The sequence below is a fragment of the Devosia sp. genome, assembly GCF_048261455.1.
Classification (GTDB): domain Bacteria; phylum Pseudomonadota; class Alphaproteobacteria; order Rhizobiales; family Devosiaceae; genus Devosia_A.
Genome location: NZ_JBLXGA010000006.1, coordinates 15978 through 34897, shown reverse-complemented (window position 1 = coordinate 34897; position 18920 = coordinate 15978). Strand labels below are relative to the sequence as shown.

Here is an 18920-nt window from a genome sequence, read left to right as displayed (position 1 = left end):
AGGATCTGACATGAGCGATTTCGGCGTCATCGTTGTGGGGGGTGGGCACGCGGGCTGTGAAGCCGCAGCGGCCTCGGCGCGTCTCGGTGTGCCCACCGCGCTGATCACCCATCGCTTCGCGACCATTGGTGAGATGAGCTGCAATCCGGCGATCGGTGGCCTCGGGAAGGGCCATCTCGTGCGCGAGATCGACGCGCTCGATGGCCTCATGGGGCGCGTGGCCGACCAGGCGGGCATCCAGTTCCGCGTCCTCAATCGCCGCAAGGGCCCAGCCGTGCGGGGACCACGGGCCCAGGCAGACCGCAAGCTCTACCGTCAGGCCATGCAGGCTGCGATCACTGCGCAGGCCAATCTGACGGTGATCGAGGGCGAGGTGGACGATCTCATCGTCAGCAATGGCCGCATCTCTGGCGCCATCCTGCTCGACGGACGTCAGTTCTCTGCATCTTCGGTGGTGCTGACCACCGGCACGTTCCTGCGCGGGCTCATTCACCGTGGCGAAGAGACGACCCCGGCCGGCCGGTTGGGGGAACGGCCCGTCCTCGGACTGTCGACGCGGCTGGAGTCACTTGGCCTGCAGCTCGGCCGGTTGAAGACCGGGACCCCTGCCCGGCTCGATGGCCGCAGCATTGATTATGACCAGCTGGAAGAGCAACTCGGTGACGAGGTGCCCGAGCCATTCTCGATGCTCACGTCAGAGATCACGACGCCGCAGATCAGCTGCCATATCTCGCGAACGACCGCGGATACCCACCAGATCATCACCGATAATCTCCACCGCTCCGCGATGTACTCGGGACGCATTCAGTCGCGCGGTCCGCGTTACTGCCCGTCGATCGAGGACAAGGTCGTCCGCTTCGCCGATCGCGATACGCACCAGGTCTTCCTCGAGCCCGAGGGTTTGGATGATCACACGGTCTATCCCAATGGTCTCTCGACTTCGCTCCCTGCGGATGTGCAGGAGGCGTTCCTGCGCACGATGCCGGGGCTGTCGCAGGTGGAGATCATCCGGCCTGGCTACGCCATCGAATACGACCACGTCGACCCACGCGAGCTGCATGGCAGTCTTGAGCTGCGGCGCCAGCCTGGCCTCTATCTGGCGGGTCAGATCAATGGCACCACGGGTTACGAAGAGGCCGGGGCCCAGGGACTGGTCGCCGGCGCCAATGCCGCGCTGCATGCCCTCGGCCGGGAGCCGCTGCGGCTGTCGCGCACCGAGAGCTATATGGGCGTTATGATCGACGATCTCGTGACGCGGGGCGTCTCCGAGCCTTATCGCATGTTCACCTCGCGCGCCGAGTTCCGGCTGCATCTGCGGGTCGACAATGCCGATCAGCGGCTCACGGCTGTGGGCACGGCCTGCGGTCTTGTCGGCGCCGAGCGACAGAACGCTTTCAACTCGAAGCTATCGGCTCTGACAGGCGGCCGGGCGCTGCTGGACGGATTGAAGGCAACCTCGTCCGCTGCACGGAAGGCCGGCTTGGCGGTCAACGCCGACGGCCAGACGCGATCCGCCTTTGAGCTCCTGTCTTACCCCGGCATGACGGCCGAGCAGCTCTCCGCGCTTTGGCCGGAACTTGCAGAGGTGCCGGCTGGGGTGATGGAGCAGCTGCAGATCGACGCCCAATATGCGGTCTACCTGGAGCGGCAGAAGGACGATATCTCCGCTGTGAAGCGGGACGAAAGCCGCGATATCCCGGAGTGGATGGACTATGCCGCGCTCCCTGGGCTGTCTGCCGAGTTGCGGCAGAAGCTTGCCGTGCGTCGGCCGGCGACGATTGCCGAGGCGCAGGCCGTCGAGGGGATGACGCCGGCCGCCGTGACCCTGCTCCTGTCGGTTATCCGGCGCGGCACCATGCGCAAGGCAGGCTAGTGTCGTTCGTTTCGCGCTACGCCGACTTCCTGCCCCGCCCTCAGCGGGATGTTGAGGCCGATCTGGAATCGTTTGCTCAGCTACTGCTCAAGTGGAACGTTTCGCAGAATCTTGTTTCACGTGAAACAGTGGGGGAGATCTGGCCGCGGCATATTGCAGACAGTCTGCAGCTGCTCCCGCTGATTCGCGCCGAAGACCGGCACATCGTCGACCTCGGCTCCGGTGGTGGCTTTCCTGCCCTGCCCCTGGCGGTGGCTTTGAAGGGCAGTGAGCGCGCGTTTACGCTGGTCGAACCGATCCAGAAAAAGGCCAGCTTCCTGCGCACGGTGATCCGCGAACTGGGCCTTCCGGCGCGCGTCGTGGTCGATCGTGCCGAGTCGCTGGTTGCGGATGAGAGCGCGCGTTTCGACCTTGCGACGAGTCGTGCGCTCGCGTCTCTCGATGTCTTGTGCGGCATGATCGCGCCCCTGCTGCGGCCGGATGGCCACGCTTTGCTCCATAAAGGCAGGGAACATCCGCAGGAAATCGCAGAAAGCCGTTTGGCGTGGGATTTCGACGTGGTAAACAGGGCAAGTGGCACCGACGATAGCGGTGCAATCCTCGAGATCAGCAATTTGCGCTTGAGGACCAGCTAGTTAGCGGCAAATCGGGAGGGCTCGCGTGGCTCCTCGCATACTGACCCTGGCCAACCAGAAGGGTGGCGTCGGCAAGACGACCACCGCCATCAACCTGGCAACCGCCCTCGCCGCCATCGGCGAGAAGGTGCTGATTGTTGACCTCGATCCACAAGGCAATGCCTCCACCGGGCTCGGAATCGATCGCGTCAATCGCGAGGTTTCGAGTTTCGACGTGTTGATGGGCGAGTCGACCATCGCCGGCGCGGCGGTGATGACCAGCGTGCCGAACGTGGCGATCGTTCCCTCGACGCTCGATCTGCTGGGTGTCGAACACGCCATCGGCCAGGAGGGCGATCGCGCCTTCCGGCTGCGCGATGCCTTTCGCGCTGCGAGCGGTTTCCTGATCGATGGCCGGCCGGTTACCTATGTGCTGATCGATTGCCCGCCGTCCCTGAACCTATTGACCATCAACGCGCTCGTTGCGGCCTCAGCCGTCCTGGTACCGATGCAGTGCGAGTTCTTCGCGCTGGAAGGTCTGAGCCAGTTGCTGCAGACGATCGAGCACATCCGCAGCACCCTGAACCCCGGCCTGTCGATCCAGGGCGTGGTGATGACGATGTTCGACAAGCGCAACAATCTCAGCGAACAGGTGCTGCAGGATGTGCGCAGCGAAATGGGCCAATTGGTCTATGATACTGTGATACCGCGCAATGTCAGGCTCAGCGAGGCGCCCTCCTATGGCAAGCCGGCGCTGCTCTACGATCTGAAATGTGCGGGCAGCCAGGCCTATCTGCGCCTCGCGACGGAGGTGATCCGCCGCGAACGGCAGCTGGTCGCGGCATGAGGACAGGCAAATGAACGAGAAACCCTCACGACTTGGCCGCGGCCTCGCGGCGCTGATCGGCGACATGGCGACGATGGAAGGGGCGCGGCTGGCTGATAGCGGCAGCAGTAAGCGCCTGCCCGTCGATTTCCTCGTCGCCAACCGTGCCAATCCGCGGCACGAATTCGATCCGAACCAGCTGGAGGAACTGACCAGCTCGATCCGCGAGAAGGGCATCATGCAGCCCCTGCTGGTGCGACCCACGGAAGATCCGAACATGTTCGAGATCATCGCCGGTGAGCGCCGCTGGCGGGCGGCGCAGCGCGCCGGGTTGCACGACGTGCCGGTGCTTATCCGTGAAGTCGACGACAAGGAAGCGCTGGAACTCGCGATCATCGAGAATGTGCAGCGCGTGGACCTCAATCCGCTTGAAGAGGCTATGGGCTACGAACAACTCATCGAGCAGTTCGACTATACGCAGCAGGATCTCGCCCAGGTTATCGGCAAGTCGCGCTCGCATGTCGCAAACACGCTGCGGCTGATGAAGCTGCCAACCGATGTGCGCGACATGGTCGGCCGGGGCGAGTTGACCGCCGGTCACGCCCGGACGCTGATCACCTCCGAAGAACCGGCAAGTCTGGCGAAACAGATCGTCGATGGCGGCCTGTCGGTGCGTGAAGCCGAGGCGCTGAGCCAGAAGCGCGATGCCCCTGCCGTCAAAAAGCGCGGGGCCGAGCCGGCGCAGAAGGATGCGGACACGCTGGCGCTGGAAAAGCGGCTCTCCGATGCGCTCGGCCTGCACGTCGCCATCGACCACAAGGATCAGGGCGGCCGGATCGAAATCCGCTATCGCACGCTTGAGCAACTGGACGGAATCTGCGTCAAACTCGCGAGCTGAGCGCGCAATGTTTCACGTGGAACGTTGCTGTTACCGTTCCGCAGCGATGAGACAGACGGCCAGCAGGCCGCGTTTGGCCAGGGTGAGCTGCAAATCGTAATGCCGGCGGCTCTCCGAGACCGCCAGCTGTAGCCGATCGAGCGCCATCGCCAGGGCCGCATCCGACCAGAGGCGCAGCTGTCGTTCCATGCCGGCGCGGCGCGAGAAATGCGGCCGTGGCCGGGCGCCATCCAGCACTTGCCCAGGTGACTTGCCGCCATCTACCTCGGTGCGCCAGCGCCTGAGCGTGGCGAAGTGGTTGAGCGTCGCACCGAGGATCTGCTGCGCTGCGACATTGGCGGCGACCGCCCGTTCGAGCGCCGCGTCGAGATTGGATGGGTGACCGGCGCCCACGGCATCGATGATCTGGTCGAGTACCAGGGCGGCGTTGTCGGCGCACAGGGTCAACACGTCGTCGCGGGTCAGCCGCTTGGTTTCGGACGCGAACAGCACCAGCTTTTCGAGTTCGCGCCGCGTGACCTCGCGGTCATTGCCGAGCGTATCGCGCAAGCTGGCGATTGCGTCGGGGTCAGCCGCTATCCCGGCAGTCGAAAACGTGTTTGAAATCAATTCGTTGATCGACTGGTCGCTGTCCGGGTAACAGGGCAGGGCGCGGCCGTGCGGGCTCTTTTCCACCAGCGCGCGCAGGGCATCGCGGGGCAGGAGATTGCCGGCTTCGAGGATGATCACGGCGTCGCCAGGTTCCTCCGCCAGCTCCGCCAGGGCGGGGGCCAACGATTTTCCGGCATTGCGCACGCGTATGACGCGGCGATCCCCGAAGAGCGATACTGTCTTCGCTTCCACCGCCAGGCGCGAGGGATCCGCGTCGAGTTCGGCGCCTTCGAGGACCAGCAGGTTCATCGAGTCCGCATCGCTGCCGGCAAAGCGCTGCGCCAGACGCTGACCGGTCTCACGCACCAGCCCGGCGTCGGGGCCATAGGCGAGGCATATGCCGCGATCGAGATTGGGCCGCGTCACGAAGCGCGCGACTTCGTGCGCCTTGAGCGCCGTCATTGCGCGGCGGGTCGCGCCAGGGCGCCGAGCAGCGTCAGCCGTACGATTTCTGCCAGCTCGCGCGCGGCGCGTTCCTGCGCTTCGCGGGCCGACTCGGTCGCCGCAAGGGCCTGGGAATCGGTGGTGTAAAGCGCCGCGGCGGAGCGCGTCGCGGCGTAAATCTGCTGCCCGGCCGCATCGGTGAGGGTGATCCGTGCCGTCACCACGGCCTCGTTCTGCGCCGCGGGTCGTGAAACGTTCGTGCGGGTCAAGCCGCGGGAGGATGTGCTCGTGGTCACCGAGACCAGCGGCGCCGCGGCGTCCGCGGTGCGGCCCAGTTTTAGCACCAGGTGCTGATAGATGATCTGGTCGAGCCGCGAGGCGGGTGCGGCATAGCGGAAGGCGATGCGCTCGCTGCCGATCCCCGCATCGCCGTAAAGCGGCGTCATGCCGCTACAGGCGGAGAGGGCGACGGCCGTCGCCAAACCCAGCGCAAGCAGGCCGGCGCGCAGGGTGCCTCTAGGCGACGACATTGACGATCCTGTTGGGCACGACGATCACCTTCCGTGGCGGCTTCCCGTCCAGCATGCGGGTAACGGCCTCAAGAGACAAGGCTTGGCTTTCGGCCAAGTCCTTCGGCGCGTCGATGGGCAGGGTGATTTCGCCACGGCGCTTGCCGTTCACCTGCACCGCGACGACCACCGAAGACTCGATGAGGAGGCTCTCGTCCACCGACGGCCAGGGCGTATCGACCACCAGACCCGGCTTGCCGAGGACAACCCAGCAGGACTCGGCCAGATGCGGCATCATCGGCGCAAAGACTTGCACCAAGCGGGACACTGCTTCGTCCAGCGCCGCGAGATGCTGACGCGTGCCATAGACCGCCTCCGGCGCCGTCTCGGGGTTCACCCAGCGCGACAGGCTGTTGGTCAGCTCGTAGATCTGGGCGACGCCCCGGTTGAAGCGCAGGCCCTCGATGTCGCCACCGACGCGCTCGACCGCCTTGTGGGCGACCTTGCGCAGCTCGTCGAGTGGCGTTGCGTCGGCCGCGTCCTGCGCCGTGGCGCCATGATCGGCGATAACGCTGGCGACGTCGTTCACCAGCTTCCACAGGCGCTGCACGAAGCGGTGCGCGCCCTCGATGCCGGCCGTCGTCCACTGCACGTCGCGCTCCGGCGGTGAATCCGACAGCATGAACAGCCGCGCGGTATCGGCGCCATAGGTCTGAACGATCTCGTCGGGGTCGACGACGTTCTTTTTCGACTTGCTCATCTTCTCGATGGAGCCGATCTCCACCGTCGCACCGGTGTCGACATGGGTCGCCGTGCGGGTCTCCATGCCGCTCACCGCCACTTCCGACGGCGACAGCCAGGCGCCGCTGGCGTCGCGATAGGTCTCATGGACCACCATGCCCTGGGTGAACATGCCCTTGAACGGCTCGGCCAGGTCGAGATGGCCGGTCTTTTGCATGGCGCGGGTGAAAAAGCGCGAATAGAGCAGGTGCAGGATCGCGTGCTCGACACCACCGATATACTGGTCGACCGGCAGCCAGGCATTGGCAGCGGCCGGCACGGTCGGCGTTTCGGCATCCGGGGCGGTGAAGCGCGCGAAGTACCACGAGGAATCGACAAAGGTGTCCATCGTGTCGGTTTCGCGCTGCGCCGGGCCACCGCATTGCGGGCAGTTGACGTGCTTCCACGTCGGATGATGGTCGAGCGGGTTGCCGGGCTTGTCGAAGCTGACGTCCTCGGGCAGTTCGACCGGCAGGTCCTTGGCCGGCACGGGCAGGGTGCCGCAGACCTCGCAGTGGATCACCGGAATCGGGCAGCCCCAGTAGCGCTGGCGCGAGACGCCCCAGTCGCGCAGCCGATACTGCGTCTTGGCCTCACCCCAGCCGTTATCTTCGAAGAGCGCCAGGGTGCGGGCCATCGCTTCTGCATTGGTCAGCTCGGTGTCGGGCTCGCCATACCAGCAGACATATCGGACCTTTTCGGTTTTGACCGGCACATAGGCCTCGTCAACCACCGACTCGTCGCTACCCAGCGGCTTGAACACGTCGATGACGGGCAGGCCGTACTTGCGGGCGAAATCAAGGTCGCGCTGGTCATGCGCGGGACAGCCGATGATGGCGCCGGTGCCATAATCCATGAGCACAAAGTTGGCGATATAGAGCGGCAGGTGCCAGTCGGGGTCCGCCGGGTGCGACACGGTCAGCCCCGTGTCGTAGCCGAGCTTTTCAGCCGTATCGATCGCTTCCTGCGAGGTGCCGAGATGATGGCAGGCTTCGATGAAGGCGGTCACTTCGGCATTGTCGCGGGCCATTGCGGCGGCCAGCGGGTGATCGGGCGAAATCGCCGCAAAGGTCGGGCCGCGCATCGTGTCGGGGCGCGTCGTGAAGACCGGCAATTGCTCGAAGCCCTCGGGCGCGCCATTGACGCCGAAGGTGAAGGCCAGGCCCTCCGAGCGGCCAATCCAGTTGCGCTGCATCAGGCGCACCTTGTCCGGCCACTGGTCGAGCGTATCCAGCGCTTCGAGCAACTCTTCGGCGTAATCGGAGACTTTCAGGAACCACTGGGTCAGCTCGCGCTGCTCCACCACGGCGCCAGAGCGCCAGCCGCGGCCGTCGATCACCTGCTCATTGGCGAGCACGGTCATGTCGACCGGGTCCCAGTTCACCTTGGATTTCTTGCGGTCCACGAGTCCGGCGGCCAGGAAATCGAGGAACAGTTTCTGCTGGTGCCGATAATAGGAGGGATCGCAGGTGGCGATTTCGCGCGTCCAGTCGATGGCGAGGCCGATCGACTTCAGCTGCTTTTTCATCGCCTCGATATTGGCCTTGGTCCAGCCCTTGGGGTGGACGTTGTTCTGGATCGCGGCGTTTTCGGCGGGCAGGCCGAACGCGTCCCACCCCATGGGGTGCAGCACTTTCTTGCCCTGGGCCCGCATGTAGCGCGCCAGCACGTCGCCCATCGCGTAATTGCGCACGTGGCCGATGTGGATGCGCCCCGACGGATAGGGGAACATCTCCAGCACGTAATAGGGATCGTCGAGATCCTCATTGGAAACGACAAAGCTTTGCCGGTCGTCCCAAAGCTTTTGCCAGCGGGGCTCTTCGACGCGCGGGTTGTAGCGTTCGACGCTTCGGGCACTCACTTGCTGTCGTCCTCGGAATTCGGTTGGGAAAGATTGCTTTGCCGGGGCTTTTTGGCTACCGGACCATCATCAGAAATCGCCCAAGCGGTCAACAACACGGCACGAGGTTTGACTTGCAAAACGCTGCCGAACGGCTGGAGATCATCCACAATCGCATCGAAAAGGCCCGGCTGCGCTTCGGCGCGCCGCCCGAAACGGTGCAGCTGATCGCGGTCTCGAAGACCTTCGATGCCGAGGACATCCGGCCGTTTCTCGACGCCGGACAGCGGCGGTTCGGCGAAAACCGGGTGCAGGACGCCAAGCAGAAATGGCCCGATCTGCGGGCCTCCTATGACGGCATAGAATTGCATCTGATCGGGGCGCTGCAGTCCAACAAGGCGCGCGAGGCCGTGGCGCTGTTCGACGTGATCCAGACCGTGGACCGGGAAAAGCTCGCCGGCGTTCTCGCGGCGGAAATGGCGCGGGCCGAGCGGCAGCTGCCGGTCTTTGTCCAGGTCAACATCGGCAACGAGCCGCAAAAGGCCGGGATCGCGCCCGATGAGGCTGTGGCCTTTGTCGAGCGCTGTCGTGAAACGCATGGTCTCGAGGTCGTCGGGCTGATGTGCATTCCGCCCGATGGCCTGCCGCCAGGGCCCTATTTCGCGCATCTAGCGACCCTCGCCCGCGATGCCGGGGTGTCACAACTCTCTATGGGTATGAGCGGCGACTATGAGATCGCGGTGCAGATGGGTGCGACACAAGTGCGCGTCGGCAGTGCGCTGTTCGGCAAACGCGACTGATCGTTTGACGAGGCGCTGCGGCTCCGGCCGTCGAAGCGCCCGGAATCCCGAAGCATTATGGCATCATAGAAATGCAGTAGGTGTTTTCGCGCTGCTGGTCACCGGCGCGCGAACAACGCAATGCTGCCATGGTGTTGCGATCGGTTGAAACTCGCGGATGTCAAATCACGTTGCTCGGTTAACGGTGGGCATAACAGCGATGTGATTGGTGGGCACCCGGAGCGGTGCTTAGCTGACACAGCCAGACAAGACGAGGTAGACCAATGAACAAGCGACGGATTTTGATCGTTGATGACGATGCGGACCTGCGTCAGACCCTCGTCGAACAGCTGTCCGTTTATCGCGAGTTCGAGATCATCGAAGCCGGTACGGCCGCCGAAGCCCTCGACAAGGTGCGGGGCGCTCACGTCGATCTGACACTGCTCGATGTCGGACTGCCCGATATGGATGGCCGCGAGGCCGTCAAGATCATGCGGCGCGAGGGAGTGAAAAGCCCCATCGTCATGCTGACGGGACAGGACAGCGATTCCGACGAAATTCTCGGCCTCGAGTCGGGCGCGAACGATTATGTCACCAAGCCCTTCCGCTTTTCCGTGCTGCTGGCGCGCATTCGTGCCGCGCTGCGCCAGCACGATCAGAGCGAGGATGTGGTGTTCACCATCGGGCCCTACAGCTTCCAGCCGGCCGCCAAGCAACTCGAAGCCAATGACGGCAACAAGGTGCGGCTGACCGACAAGGAAACCTCGATCCTCAAGTTCCTCTATCGTCAGGGGCCGAAAACCATCACCCGCGAGATCCTGCTCAAGGAAGTCTGGGGCTACAACAACCGGGTGACCACCCATACGCTGGAAACCCATATCTATCGGTTGCGACAGAAGATCGAGCGTGATCCCTCCCACGCGCGCCTGTTGGTGACCGAAGAGGGCGGCTATCGGCTGGTTCCGTAAGCCTCCTTCGGCGGGGGCGGGCAGTCCCTCCCTTCCGACCCCGCCAAACGTCTCCTGCCGCTGTGCCGCGCCTTGTTGGCGCTGCCAGCGGGCTTTACTCAGGCCCGGTTCAACGATATCCCCCGCCGTTCGGGGCAGGAGCGGGAAATTGGATTCCGGTTCAGCCAAAGACATGCTCTATATCTAAGGTGCGGCACGCATGAAGGCACCTGGGCGGTGCCGATGCGCATTGCGATGCTGGAACGGGGCGAATGCAACTCGACGACGCGGCGACGATACTGGGACGCGCGGATTTCTTTGAAATCTGCGACGCCGAGCAGCGCCGTCTGCTCGCGTTCGCTTCCGAGCGCAAAAAATACCGCCCCGGCAGTGTGATCTATGCAGCTGGCGATGCGCCCGAGGGGGCGCATGTGCTGGTCGCCGGTACCGTGTCGAGCACGCACAAGGGGGCCGAAGACAATCCTTTCCTAATCCATGAGGCGGGTGCGCTGCTCGGCGCCATGAGCCTCGTCGTGTCCAAGCCGCGGCATCTGACGCTCAAGGCTGTCGATACGGTCGAAACGCTGTTCGTGCCGCGCAATGCCTTCATGAAACTGGCCAACCAGTCGCCCGATCTTGCCGCCCGCGCCGCAGATCGCATTCGCGGCGAGCTGCTGGGCTATCTCGGCGCCATCGACAAGGTTCGCGCACGTATGTCGGATAGGAAGGGCTGAACGGCCCAAAGATCAGGGACGCTATGATGGCATAGCGTCCGTCAGTCGCCGGTCAGCAGCGCCTCGGCCTCGATCTCGATCAGCCAGTCCGGATCAACGAAGCCTGACACCTCCATCAGCGTGGTCACCGGGCGGATTTCGCCGAACACTTCAGCATGGGCGCGGGCTGCGTCCTCCCACAACGAAATATCGGTCACGATGATCCGGGTGCGGGTCACGTCAGCCATGCTGCCGCCGGCGTCGGCAATCGCCTGGGCGATGATTTCGAGGCAGCGGCGGGCCTGACCATACATGTAGCCCACCGCCGCCGTGCCCCCTTCGGCGGCGATCGGCGCGGTACCGCCAACGACGATGGTGTTGCCGACCCGCACGGCGCGGGAAAAGCCGATGACGGGCTCCAGATAGGATCCGGACGAGACGAGGCGGCGTTCAACCATGCTGAGGCTCTTAGTCGAAACGGGCGATCACGGGCACATGGTCGGAGGGTTTCTCGCTCCAGCCCCGGGCTTCGCGCAGAATCTCGATGCCGGTGCTATGGGCGGCGATATCGGCGGTCGTCCAGATGTGGTCGAGGCGCCGCCCCTTGTCGGCGGCGTCCCAGTCGCGGGCGCGATAGCTCCACCACGAATAGATCTTTTGGTCCATCGGCACGTGCTTGCGCACGATATCGGTCCAGCCGTGCCCGCCTTCGAGCAGGCCGATCAGCGCCTCGGTTTCGACCGGCGTGTGGCTCACGACCTTCAGCAGCTGCTTGTGACCCCAGACGTCGTTCTCATAAGGCGCGATGTTGAAGTCGCCGCAGATCAGCTGGTTGCTGGCAAAGCCGGGCTCGCTGAACCAGTGTTTCAACTCGTCGAGAAAGCCCAGCTTGTGCTTGAACTTGGCGTTGATCGTCGGATCGGGCTCGTCGCCGCCGGCGGGAATGTAGAAATTGTGGACGGTCATCGGTCCGCGCCCGACATCGAGCACTGCCGAAACGTGCCGGCTCTCTTCGATCTCGCAGAAGACACGGCTTGAAATATCGGTCAGCGGCACTTTCGAGACGATGGCGACGCCGTGGTAGCCCTTCTGGCCGTGCACGGCCTGGTGGGGATAGCCCGCGGCGGCGAATTCCTTGGCCGGGAACTGCTCGTTGAGACACTTGATCTCCTGCAGGCACAGCACGTCCGGGCTGTAGCGGGCGAGAAAGTCGAGCACGATCGGCAGCCGCAGGCGGACCGAATTGATGTTCCAGGTGGCGAAAGTAGCGGGCAAAAGCAAAGTCCTCGGTGCGCGTCCGGGTGGGCGCGCTGTTTATGCCGAGGGGGTCGCGGCCCGTAAAGGGGCCGCGTCACTTCTAGCGCAGGGAGGGCACGTTTGCCCTGCGGGCGTCACGTCTGCCCTGCGGCATCACTTGGGCGCCGTCACCGATTTGTAGGTCGGATCGATCGAGAACAGGGCGCGGGGAATCTTGACGTCGGTCTCGACATCATAGAGCGAGAAGGTCAGCTCCGCGCCGGACGGCTCGGTGAGCGTCCACTGCTTGAGGTCCTTGCTGTCGGTGTCGAAGACCAATTCGACCCGCACGATGCCCGCAGGCGTATCATCCTGCAGCGTCACCGAAAAATAGTCGTCCGACTCGCCGATGGCGACAATGTTACCGCTGAACAGATTGATCTGCGAATCGAGAAATTGGCGCAGCGGCACCTTGTCCTGCGGGTAGGCGTACTGGGTCTTGGCCTTGCGATCGACGACGTAGAAGCCGCGGCCGATCGACACGATCTGCTCGTAGGACGGCGGATTGTAGCGGAACAGGATCTTGCCGGGCCGCTCGAGGAAGAATGTGCCCTCGATGCGCTGGCCCTGGGTGTCGACCTGCAGGAAGCGCCCGACCATGGTCTTGATGCCCGAGTTGTGCGCGTTGATCTGCTCGATCATGGCGCGCTCGGCGTCGGTCATGCGCCGCGGCTCCTGAGCTGCGGCGGGGGTCAGCGCGGCCAGGCTGGTGGCGGCGACGATGGCGAGAGCGATGAAACTGCGACGAAGCATGCGGCGACTAGTCCCCTGTTCGGTATCGAATGTCCAGTATCGTCCAATTGCGGCGAGAGGTGGAAGGTTCCTTGTCGCCTTTGATGCAGAAGCGTTTGATTGAAGCCGATCATTGCTTGCTTTTGCTATGCCACCACGCTTTTTCGGGGTCATGTTCGATCATCTGCGCGCACGTTTCGACAAGGCCGGTCGCCCGACCCGGCTTATGGTGCTGTGCCGGTCTCCGGCCAGCTGGATGCGGGTCTTCGCGCCCGATGCGCCAATCTGGCAAGGCATCGAGGGCGTCAGCGAAACCCGCCTGTTGCGCACGACGTTCGATCTGTGGCGCGAGGGGCATTCCGGGGGGCGGCAGAGCCTGATAATGCCGCTGCGCGAGCGCGCCATCATCCGGGCGCCGCGCGGCTATTGGGGGCTCTATCCCACGCCCCGCGCGGTACGGCTGTTCGCCGACAAACTCGCCTTCGCCCGCTACGGCATCCATCATGGCCTCGAAGCGCATATGCCGCGGCAGATCGATCCCGACGCCGTCAGCCGTTTTCCGGTCGTGGTGAAAGAGCCGAACTCCGCTGGTGGACAGGGGGTTCGGATCGTCAACGATAGGCTCGATCTTGCCCGGACACTGGAGCTGGCGCCCTTCAAAGGCCGTCGCGTGGTGCTACAGGCGTTTGTCGAGGGACCGGAATCGGTGCTGCATGGCGTCGCTGTCGAAGGGCGCGTGATCTGGCACCGGCTGTACGACTACGTCACGCCGCCCGACCTTGCAGTCCGCACGCAGTTCATCGAACTGCCGTTTGTGCGGCGCGAGGCACCCGCGGAGATGCTGGCGCTCGTCGAGCGCTTTCTGGCGCCCGTTGGCTACAACGGTCCCTTCAACGCCGACTTCAAGTTGACCGCTGATGGCTCCATGCTGCTCGAAATCAATCCGCGCTTCGGCGGGTCGATCTTTCGCGAAGAATCGCTCGCCGATCTGCAGGCGGCGATCACGCAGATCGTCGCCCGCTCCCGGCTCGTGACTTAATAGCCGTCGGCGTTGTCGCCCACCAGGATCTCGCGCTTGCCGGCATGGTTGGCGGCGGAGATGACGCCTTCCTGTTCCATGCGTTCAACCAGCGTGGCGGCCTTGTTGTAGCCGATGGCGAGGCGGCGCTGGATATAGGAGGTCGATACCTTCTTGTCCGTCAGCACGACATTGACGGCCTTGTCGTAGAGCTCGTCGCCGGACTTCGAGTAGTCCTCGCCGCCACCCGTGCTGCCGCCGGCGTCCTGTTCGTCCTCTTCTGCGGTAATCGAATCCAGATAGTCCGGCGTGCCCTGCGACTTGAGGTGCGCGACGATCGATTCGACTTCCGAATCGGCGACGAACGGCCCGTGGAGGCGCCGGATGCGGCCACCACCGGCCATATAGAGCATGTCGCCATTGCCCAGCAGCTGCTCGGCGCCCTGCTCGCCCAGAATAGTGCGGCTGTCGATCTTCGAGGTCACCATGAAGGAGATGCGGGTCGGGAAGTTGGCCTTGATGGTGCCGGTGATGACGTCGACCGAGGGGCGCTGTGTGGCGGTGATCATGTGGATACCGGCGGCGCGGGCCATCTGGGCGAGGCGCTGGATGGCGCCTTCAATGTCCTTGCCGGCAACCATCATCAGGTCGGCCATCTCGTCGACGATGACGACGATATAGGGTAGCGGCTCGAGATCGAATTCTTCCGACTCGAAGATCGGCTCGCCGGTGTCGTGGTCGAAGCCGGTCTGCACGGTGCGGGTGATCACCTCGCCCTTGGCCTTGGCTTCGGTGACGCGCTGGTTGAAGCCGTCGATATTGCGCACGCCGATCTTCGACATCTTGCGATACCGGTCTTCCATCTCGCGCACCGCCCATTTCAGCGCAGTCACCGCCTTGTGCGGGTCGGTCACGACGGGCGTCAGCAGGTGCGGGATGCCGTCATAGATCGACAGTTCCAGCATCTTGGGATCAATCATGATCAGCCGGCACTGTTCCGGCGTCATCTGATAAAGCAGCGACAGGATGAAGGTGTTGATGCCGACCGACTTGCCGGAGCCGGTGGTGCCGGCGATCAACAGGTGCGGCATGCGCGCCAGATCGGCAATGATCGGCTCGCCGCCAATGGTCTTGCCGAGGCAGATCGGCAGCTTGCCCTTCATCTTCTCGAAGTCAGACGAGGCCAGCATCTCGCTCAGAAACACCGTTTCGCGGTTCTCGTTGGGCAGTTCGATGCCGATGGCATTGCGGCCGGGCACCACGGCCACACGGGCCGAAATGGCGCTCATCGAGCGGGCGATATCGTCGGCCAACGAGATGACACGGCTCGATTTGATGCCGGGGGCCGGCTCGAGCTCATACAGCGTCACTACCGGGCCGGGGCGCACGTTGATGATGTCGCCCTTGACGCCGAAGTCTTCGAGCACGCCTTCGAGCTTGCGGGCCATCATTTCTAGCCGCTCGGGCGCATGCTCGGCGCTCGGGCCCTTGCGCTTGGCTTCGCTCAACAGGTTCAGCGGCGGCAGCTCGAAGCCGGCCGGATCGTCGAACATCGAGCCCTGGGCCTCGCGCATGGCACGGCTGCCGGTCTGGGGACGGGGCGCCGGAGCAGTGACACGGGCGGTGGGGACGACCGGCTGCTGGGCCGCCGGTTCACGGCGAGGCGCCATCGGGCCACGCGAGGGCTGCTGGGTGGGCCGGACCGCTTCGGGTTCGGCGCTGGTCCGCGCTGCGGGCTGCGCCGGGGCGTAGGCGACGTCATCGAAATCGGTTTCGAACGGCGCGTCGTCGTCATAATCGGGATAGTCGGCCTCGACCATGTGCTGCGTGTCGTCGACCAACTGCGGTTCGTGGCGATACTCGGGCTGCGCCTCGCCTTCGATGCTGGGTTCGACAGCGACTTCGCGCCAGGACTCGGTTTCGGCGGCGGCAGCGCGATGTTCGGCAACACGCGAGCCGAGCGTCGCCTTGGCGCGGCGATAGGCGGATTTGGCCGAATAGCCCAGATGCACGGCGCCGCCGATCACCACGTCGAACATCGAATTGCGCTCGGGCGTATCGTCGTCATCTTCGGGTTCGGAAACGTCGGCGGTGCGGCTATTGCGCGGCTTTGCGGCAGCAGCTTTCGTTTTCGTCTTGGCGGCCGTATGGCCCTCGAGGTTCAGCCGGCCGAAGCCGAGCGCGCCCCAGAACAGCGCCAGGGTCGGGGCGGCGAGAATGATGGCAAACAGCACGCCGGTGATCTGTTGGGGGTTTTCGCCCATCGTGAGCGTCGCTAGGCCGACGAAGCCCGAGCCGATCAGGCCGCCCATGCCGAGCGGCAGGGGCCAGGAGGCGGGCGCCACGATCAAGGCGAAGACGCCGCAGCTCAGCAGCCCGGCAACCAGCCAGGCGAGAACACGCAGGCCCATATGGCGCGGCACGCGGCGGCGCATGAAGCTCCAGCCCCACAAGGCCGGCGGCGCCAGCAGCGCGAGAATGCCGAGCCCGAAGACCTGGAAGCTCAGATCGGCGATCACGGCACCGGGAAAGCCGAGCCAATTACGGGCCGGTTCGCCGCTCGCGTAGGAGAAACTGGGATCATCGACCGACCAGCTGGCCAGAGAGAGCAGCACCACCGCCACAAGTCCCAGCATCACGGCGCCAAGCAGGCGCGTGGGAATGCGAATGGCGATAGCCGGCGGCTGGTCGTCGCGGGCGGTTTCGAGCAGCTGCTGTGCCGGCATCGGTTCGAACTCTGGGTACACGTAAAGGACGCAGGAAGCGGCGCACCGAAGTGCCCGCTGAACCCGGATGCTAGGCGGTTAGGGTTAACCCTGTGCTAACCGCCGGGGTTCGCAACACGCATTTCGTGGGGAGGGGGTGGTGGGAGAGAGCCGGCCGTCCCGGCTCTCTCACCGCCCGACACGCGCAACGGGGAGGAGCCCGGCGCCCGCGCGTCAATTGCTGCGGGCCGGGACCCGAAAGCCCCGGCCGGCCGGTCAGTTATAGGCGTGCTCGCCGTGCGACGAGATGTCGAGCCCGTCGTGTTCGTCGCTGTCGCTGACGCGGGCGCCGCCGAACAGCGCCTTGGCAATCAGCATGGCGACGGCGGCGACAACAGCGGACCAGGCGACGGCGATGATCACCGCGATCAGCTGTGTCATGAACTGGCCGCCCATGGTGTAGCCATCGAGTGGGAAGCCGCCGAGCATCGGCGAGGCGACGATGGCAGTGCCCAGGGCACCGACGATGCCGCCGACGCCATGGATGCCGAACACGTCGAGTGCATCGTCATATTTCATCATCGGCTTGAGCGTGACGACGGCCCAGAAGCACACGACACCGGCAACGGCACCCAGCGCCATGGCGCCCATGGCTCCGGCAAAGCCTGCGGCCGGGGTGATGGCCACGAGGCCGGCCACCGCACCGGATGCGGCGCCAAGCAGCGAGGCATGGCCACGGGTGAACTTTTCGGCCAGCGACCAGGTCAATGCTGCCGCAGCCGGCGCGACGATGGTGTTGAGCACTGCCTGGGCCGCGAGACCGGTGGCCTCGAGGTTGGAGCCGGCGTTGAAGCCGAACCAGCCGACCCACAGCAGACAGGCACCGATGAAGGTGAAGGTCAGGTTGTGCGGCGGCATGGGTTCCTTGAGGAAGCCCTTGCGCGGCCCGAGGATGAGCGCGGCCACGAGACCGGCGATACCCGAATTGATGTGCACCACGGTGCCGCCGGCGAAATCATAGGCGCCCATGTTGAACAGCAGACCGCCATCGAACCAGACCATGTGGGCGATCGGCAGGTAGGAGAAGGTGAACCAGATGGCCATGAAAGTCATCACTGCGCCGAACTTGATGCGCTCGGCCAGCGCACCGACGATCAGCGCCGGGGTGATGGCGGCAAAGGTCAGCTGGAAGATGACAAAGGTGAGTTCGGGGATCTCGACGCCGTCGGTAAAGGTGGCTGCGACGCTGTCCGGGGTGATGCCCGACAGGAACATGGCGGAGAAATCGCCGATGAAGGCGCTCAGGCCGCCCTCGGAGGCGCCGTTGAAGGCCAGCGAATAGCCGAAGATCACCCACAGCAGCGAGATCATGCAGAAGCCGGAAAAGACCTGCATCAGCACGCTCAGCATGTTCTTGGCGCGCACGAGGCCGCCATAGAACAGCGCGAGGCCCGGAATGGTCATGGCGATCACCAGGATGGTGGAGAGCAGCATCCAGGTGGTGTCGCCCTTGTCGACGGTACTCACCACGGCGGTGACGGCCGGCTCGACTGCATTCGCCGACTCGGCGGCAACACCGGCCGCCTCCTGGGCAAGCGCGGGCAGGGTGAGCGCCACAGTGGCGAGTGCGCCAAGGCCGAACGGCAGCGCAGGTGACGAAGTGCGGTTTGGTCGTGTCATTGCGTCGTTTCCGTCAAAAGGGCGTATCAGAGGGCTGCGGCGCCGGTTTCACCGGTACGAATCCGGGTCACCGACAGCAGGTCCAGCACGAAAATCTTGCCATCGCCGATGCGGCCGGTCTGGGCGCTTTCGCGAATTGCGGCGACCAGCGTATCGGCCTGATCGTCGTCGACGGCGACCTCGAGCTTCAGCTTGGGCAGGAAATGCACGGCATATTCGGTGCCGCGGTAAATTTCCGAATGCCCCTTCTGGCGGCCGTAGCCCTTCACCTCGGTGACGGTCATGCCGTGCACTTCGTGGCTGTTCAGGGCCTGGCGGACTTCCTCCAGGCGCGACGGTTTGATGATGGCGACGACCAGTTTCATGCTTCCCCCTCGGCGGGCCGCGTCGTTCGCGACCGCTCAATCTCCGTTATGGGGAGATAGACTCAAGACTCGTGCCAGTTCGTCGCACGGAGGAATTCGTCAAGCTTTCCAGGGGATTACCGCTCGGCTCCGGGAATTGCGTAGAAATTTTGCGCAATCTTGCCGAAACTTTGGGCGAGCTGAGCAGATTTTGCTCAATTGTGCGGCTCAGGGGCCATCCGGCGAGGGGTGTGCAGTCCGTGCGGTTTGCGAGTGGGAAGCCTCTGTGGCGGGCCAAGAGGGCACGAACTGCACGCCGCTCGGCGGCATG

At 64.4% G+C, this 18920-nt stretch carries 17 protein-coding genes; 8 read left to right on the top strand and 9 right to left on the bottom strand.

Annotated features, from left to right (window positions below; translation table 11 throughout):
- Positions 1-10: 10 nt before the first annotated feature.
- Genes mnmG through ACN0TK_RS08265 form a run of 4 tightly spaced genes read left to right on the top strand, consistent with a single transcriptional unit; the run spans position 11 to position 4211 of the window.
- Entirely contained in the window at positions 11-1873 is a 1863-nt protein-coding gene (mnmG, locus tag ACN0TK_RS08280) for a tRNA uridine-5-carboxymethylaminomethyl(34) synthesis enzyme MnmG (protein WP_417309002.1), read from the top strand.
- Positions 1873-2508 carry a 16S rRNA (guanine(527)-N(7))-methyltransferase RsmG gene (rsmG, locus tag ACN0TK_RS08275; protein WP_417309001.1) on the top strand — a complete coding sequence of 212 codons (636 nt, stop codon included), beginning with the start codon at positions 1873-1875 and terminating at the stop codon, positions 2506-2508. The genes mnmG and rsmG overlap by 1 nt, the downstream gene beginning before the upstream one ends.
- Positions 2509-2533: 25 nt before the next feature.
- Entirely contained in the window at positions 2534-3334 is an 801-nt protein-coding gene (locus ACN0TK_RS08270) for a ParA family protein (protein ID WP_417309000.1), read from the top strand.
- Positions 3335-3344: 10 nt separating this feature from the next.
- Entirely contained in the window at positions 3345-4211 is an 867-nt protein-coding gene (locus tag ACN0TK_RS08265) for a ParB/RepB/Spo0J family partition protein (protein WP_417308999.1), read from the top strand.
- Positions 4212-4241: 30 nt separating this feature from the next.
- On the opposite strand, the gene holA is transcribed toward ACN0TK_RS08265, so the two are convergent.
- The 3 genes from holA to leuS are packed head-to-tail and all read right to left on the bottom strand — an operon-like array spanning position 4242 to position 8396.
- Positions 4242-5264, bottom strand: a complete 1023-nt coding sequence (gene holA / locus ACN0TK_RS08260) for a DNA polymerase III subunit delta (protein WP_417308998.1) — start codon at positions 5262-5264, stop codon at positions 4242-4244.
- The gene (locus ACN0TK_RS08255) at positions 5261-5776 is read right to left on the bottom strand and encodes a hypothetical protein (protein ID WP_417308997.1); all 516 of its coding nucleotides are present in this window, start codon (positions 5774-5776) and stop codon (positions 5261-5263) included. The genes holA and ACN0TK_RS08255 overlap by 4 nt, the downstream gene beginning before the upstream one ends.
- A complete protein-coding gene (gene leuS, locus ACN0TK_RS08250; RefSeq protein ID WP_417308996.1) occupies positions 5763-8396 on the bottom strand; it encodes a leucine--tRNA ligase in 2634 nt (877 codons plus the stop codon). The genes ACN0TK_RS08255 and leuS overlap by 14 nt, the downstream gene beginning before the upstream one ends.
- Before the next feature lie 113 nt (positions 8397-8509).
- Here leuS and ACN0TK_RS08245 point away from each other — a divergent pair, with 113 nt between their 5' ends.
- The 3 genes from ACN0TK_RS08245 (at position 8510) to ACN0TK_RS08235 (ending at position 10835) form a co-directional block, all read left to right on the top strand.
- Positions 8510-9175 (top strand): YggS family pyridoxal phosphate-dependent enzyme, encoded by a 666-nt coding sequence (locus tag ACN0TK_RS08245; RefSeq protein WP_417308995.1) that lies wholly within the window; start codon positions 8510-8512, stop codon positions 9173-9175.
- Between the two features lie 263 nt (positions 9176-9438).
- Positions 9439-10122 (top strand): response regulator transcription factor, encoded by a 684-nt coding sequence (locus ACN0TK_RS08240; RefSeq protein WP_417308994.1) that lies wholly within the window; start codon positions 9439-9441, stop codon positions 10120-10122.
- Positions 10123-10373: 251 nt separating this feature from the next.
- The gene (locus tag ACN0TK_RS08235) at positions 10374-10835 is read left to right on the top strand and encodes a cyclic nucleotide-binding domain-containing protein (protein WP_417308993.1); all 462 of its coding nucleotides are present in this window, start codon (positions 10374-10376) and stop codon (positions 10833-10835) included.
- Between the two features lie 41 nt (positions 10836-10876).
- On the opposite strand, the gene ACN0TK_RS08230 is transcribed toward ACN0TK_RS08235, so the two are convergent.
- From ACN0TK_RS08230 to ACN0TK_RS08220, 3 genes are all read right to left on the bottom strand, one after another.
- Positions 10877-11272 carry a RidA family protein gene (locus ACN0TK_RS08230; protein WP_417308992.1) on the bottom strand — a complete coding sequence of 132 codons (396 nt, stop codon included), beginning with the start codon at positions 11270-11272 and terminating at the stop codon, positions 10877-10879.
- A 10-nt stretch (positions 11273-11282) separates the two neighbouring features.
- Positions 11283-12089, bottom strand: a complete 807-nt coding sequence (xth, locus tag ACN0TK_RS08225; protein ID WP_417308991.1) for an exodeoxyribonuclease III — start codon at positions 12087-12089, stop codon at positions 11283-11285.
- 135 nt (positions 12090-12224) lie between these two features.
- Complete coding sequence (locus ACN0TK_RS08220; protein ID WP_417308990.1) at positions 12225-12863, bottom strand: LolA family protein; 639 nt, start codon at positions 12861-12863, stop codon at positions 12225-12227.
- Between the two features lie 127 nt (positions 12864-12990).
- Between ACN0TK_RS08220 and ACN0TK_RS08215 the strand changes: the two genes are divergently transcribed.
- On the top strand, positions 12991-13881 hold the full coding sequence (locus ACN0TK_RS08215; RefSeq protein ID WP_417308989.1) for an ATP-grasp domain-containing protein: 891 nt from the start codon (positions 12991-12993) through the stop codon (positions 13879-13881).
- Here ACN0TK_RS08215 and ACN0TK_RS08210 read toward each other — a convergent pair.
- From ACN0TK_RS08210 to ACN0TK_RS08200, 3 genes are all read right to left on the bottom strand, one after another.
- Positions 13878-16586: a DNA translocase FtsK 4TM domain-containing protein gene (locus tag ACN0TK_RS08210; RefSeq protein ID WP_417308988.1), complete on the bottom strand. Its 2709-nt coding sequence runs from the start codon at positions 16584-16586 to the stop codon at positions 13878-13880. The two genes, ACN0TK_RS08215 and ACN0TK_RS08210, sit on opposite strands and share 4 nt — an antisense overlap.
- Positions 16587-16841: 255 nt before the next feature.
- Positions 16842-18245, bottom strand: coding sequence for an ammonium transporter (locus ACN0TK_RS08205; RefSeq protein ID WP_417308987.1), 1404 nt, complete (start codon positions 18243-18245; stop codon positions 16842-16844).
- 26 nt (positions 18246-18271) lie between these two features.
- The gene (locus ACN0TK_RS08200) at positions 18272-18610 is read right to left on the bottom strand and encodes a P-II family nitrogen regulator (RefSeq protein ID WP_417308986.1); all 339 of its coding nucleotides are present in this window, start codon (positions 18608-18610) and stop codon (positions 18272-18274) included.
- Positions 18611-18920 lie beyond the last annotated feature (310 nt).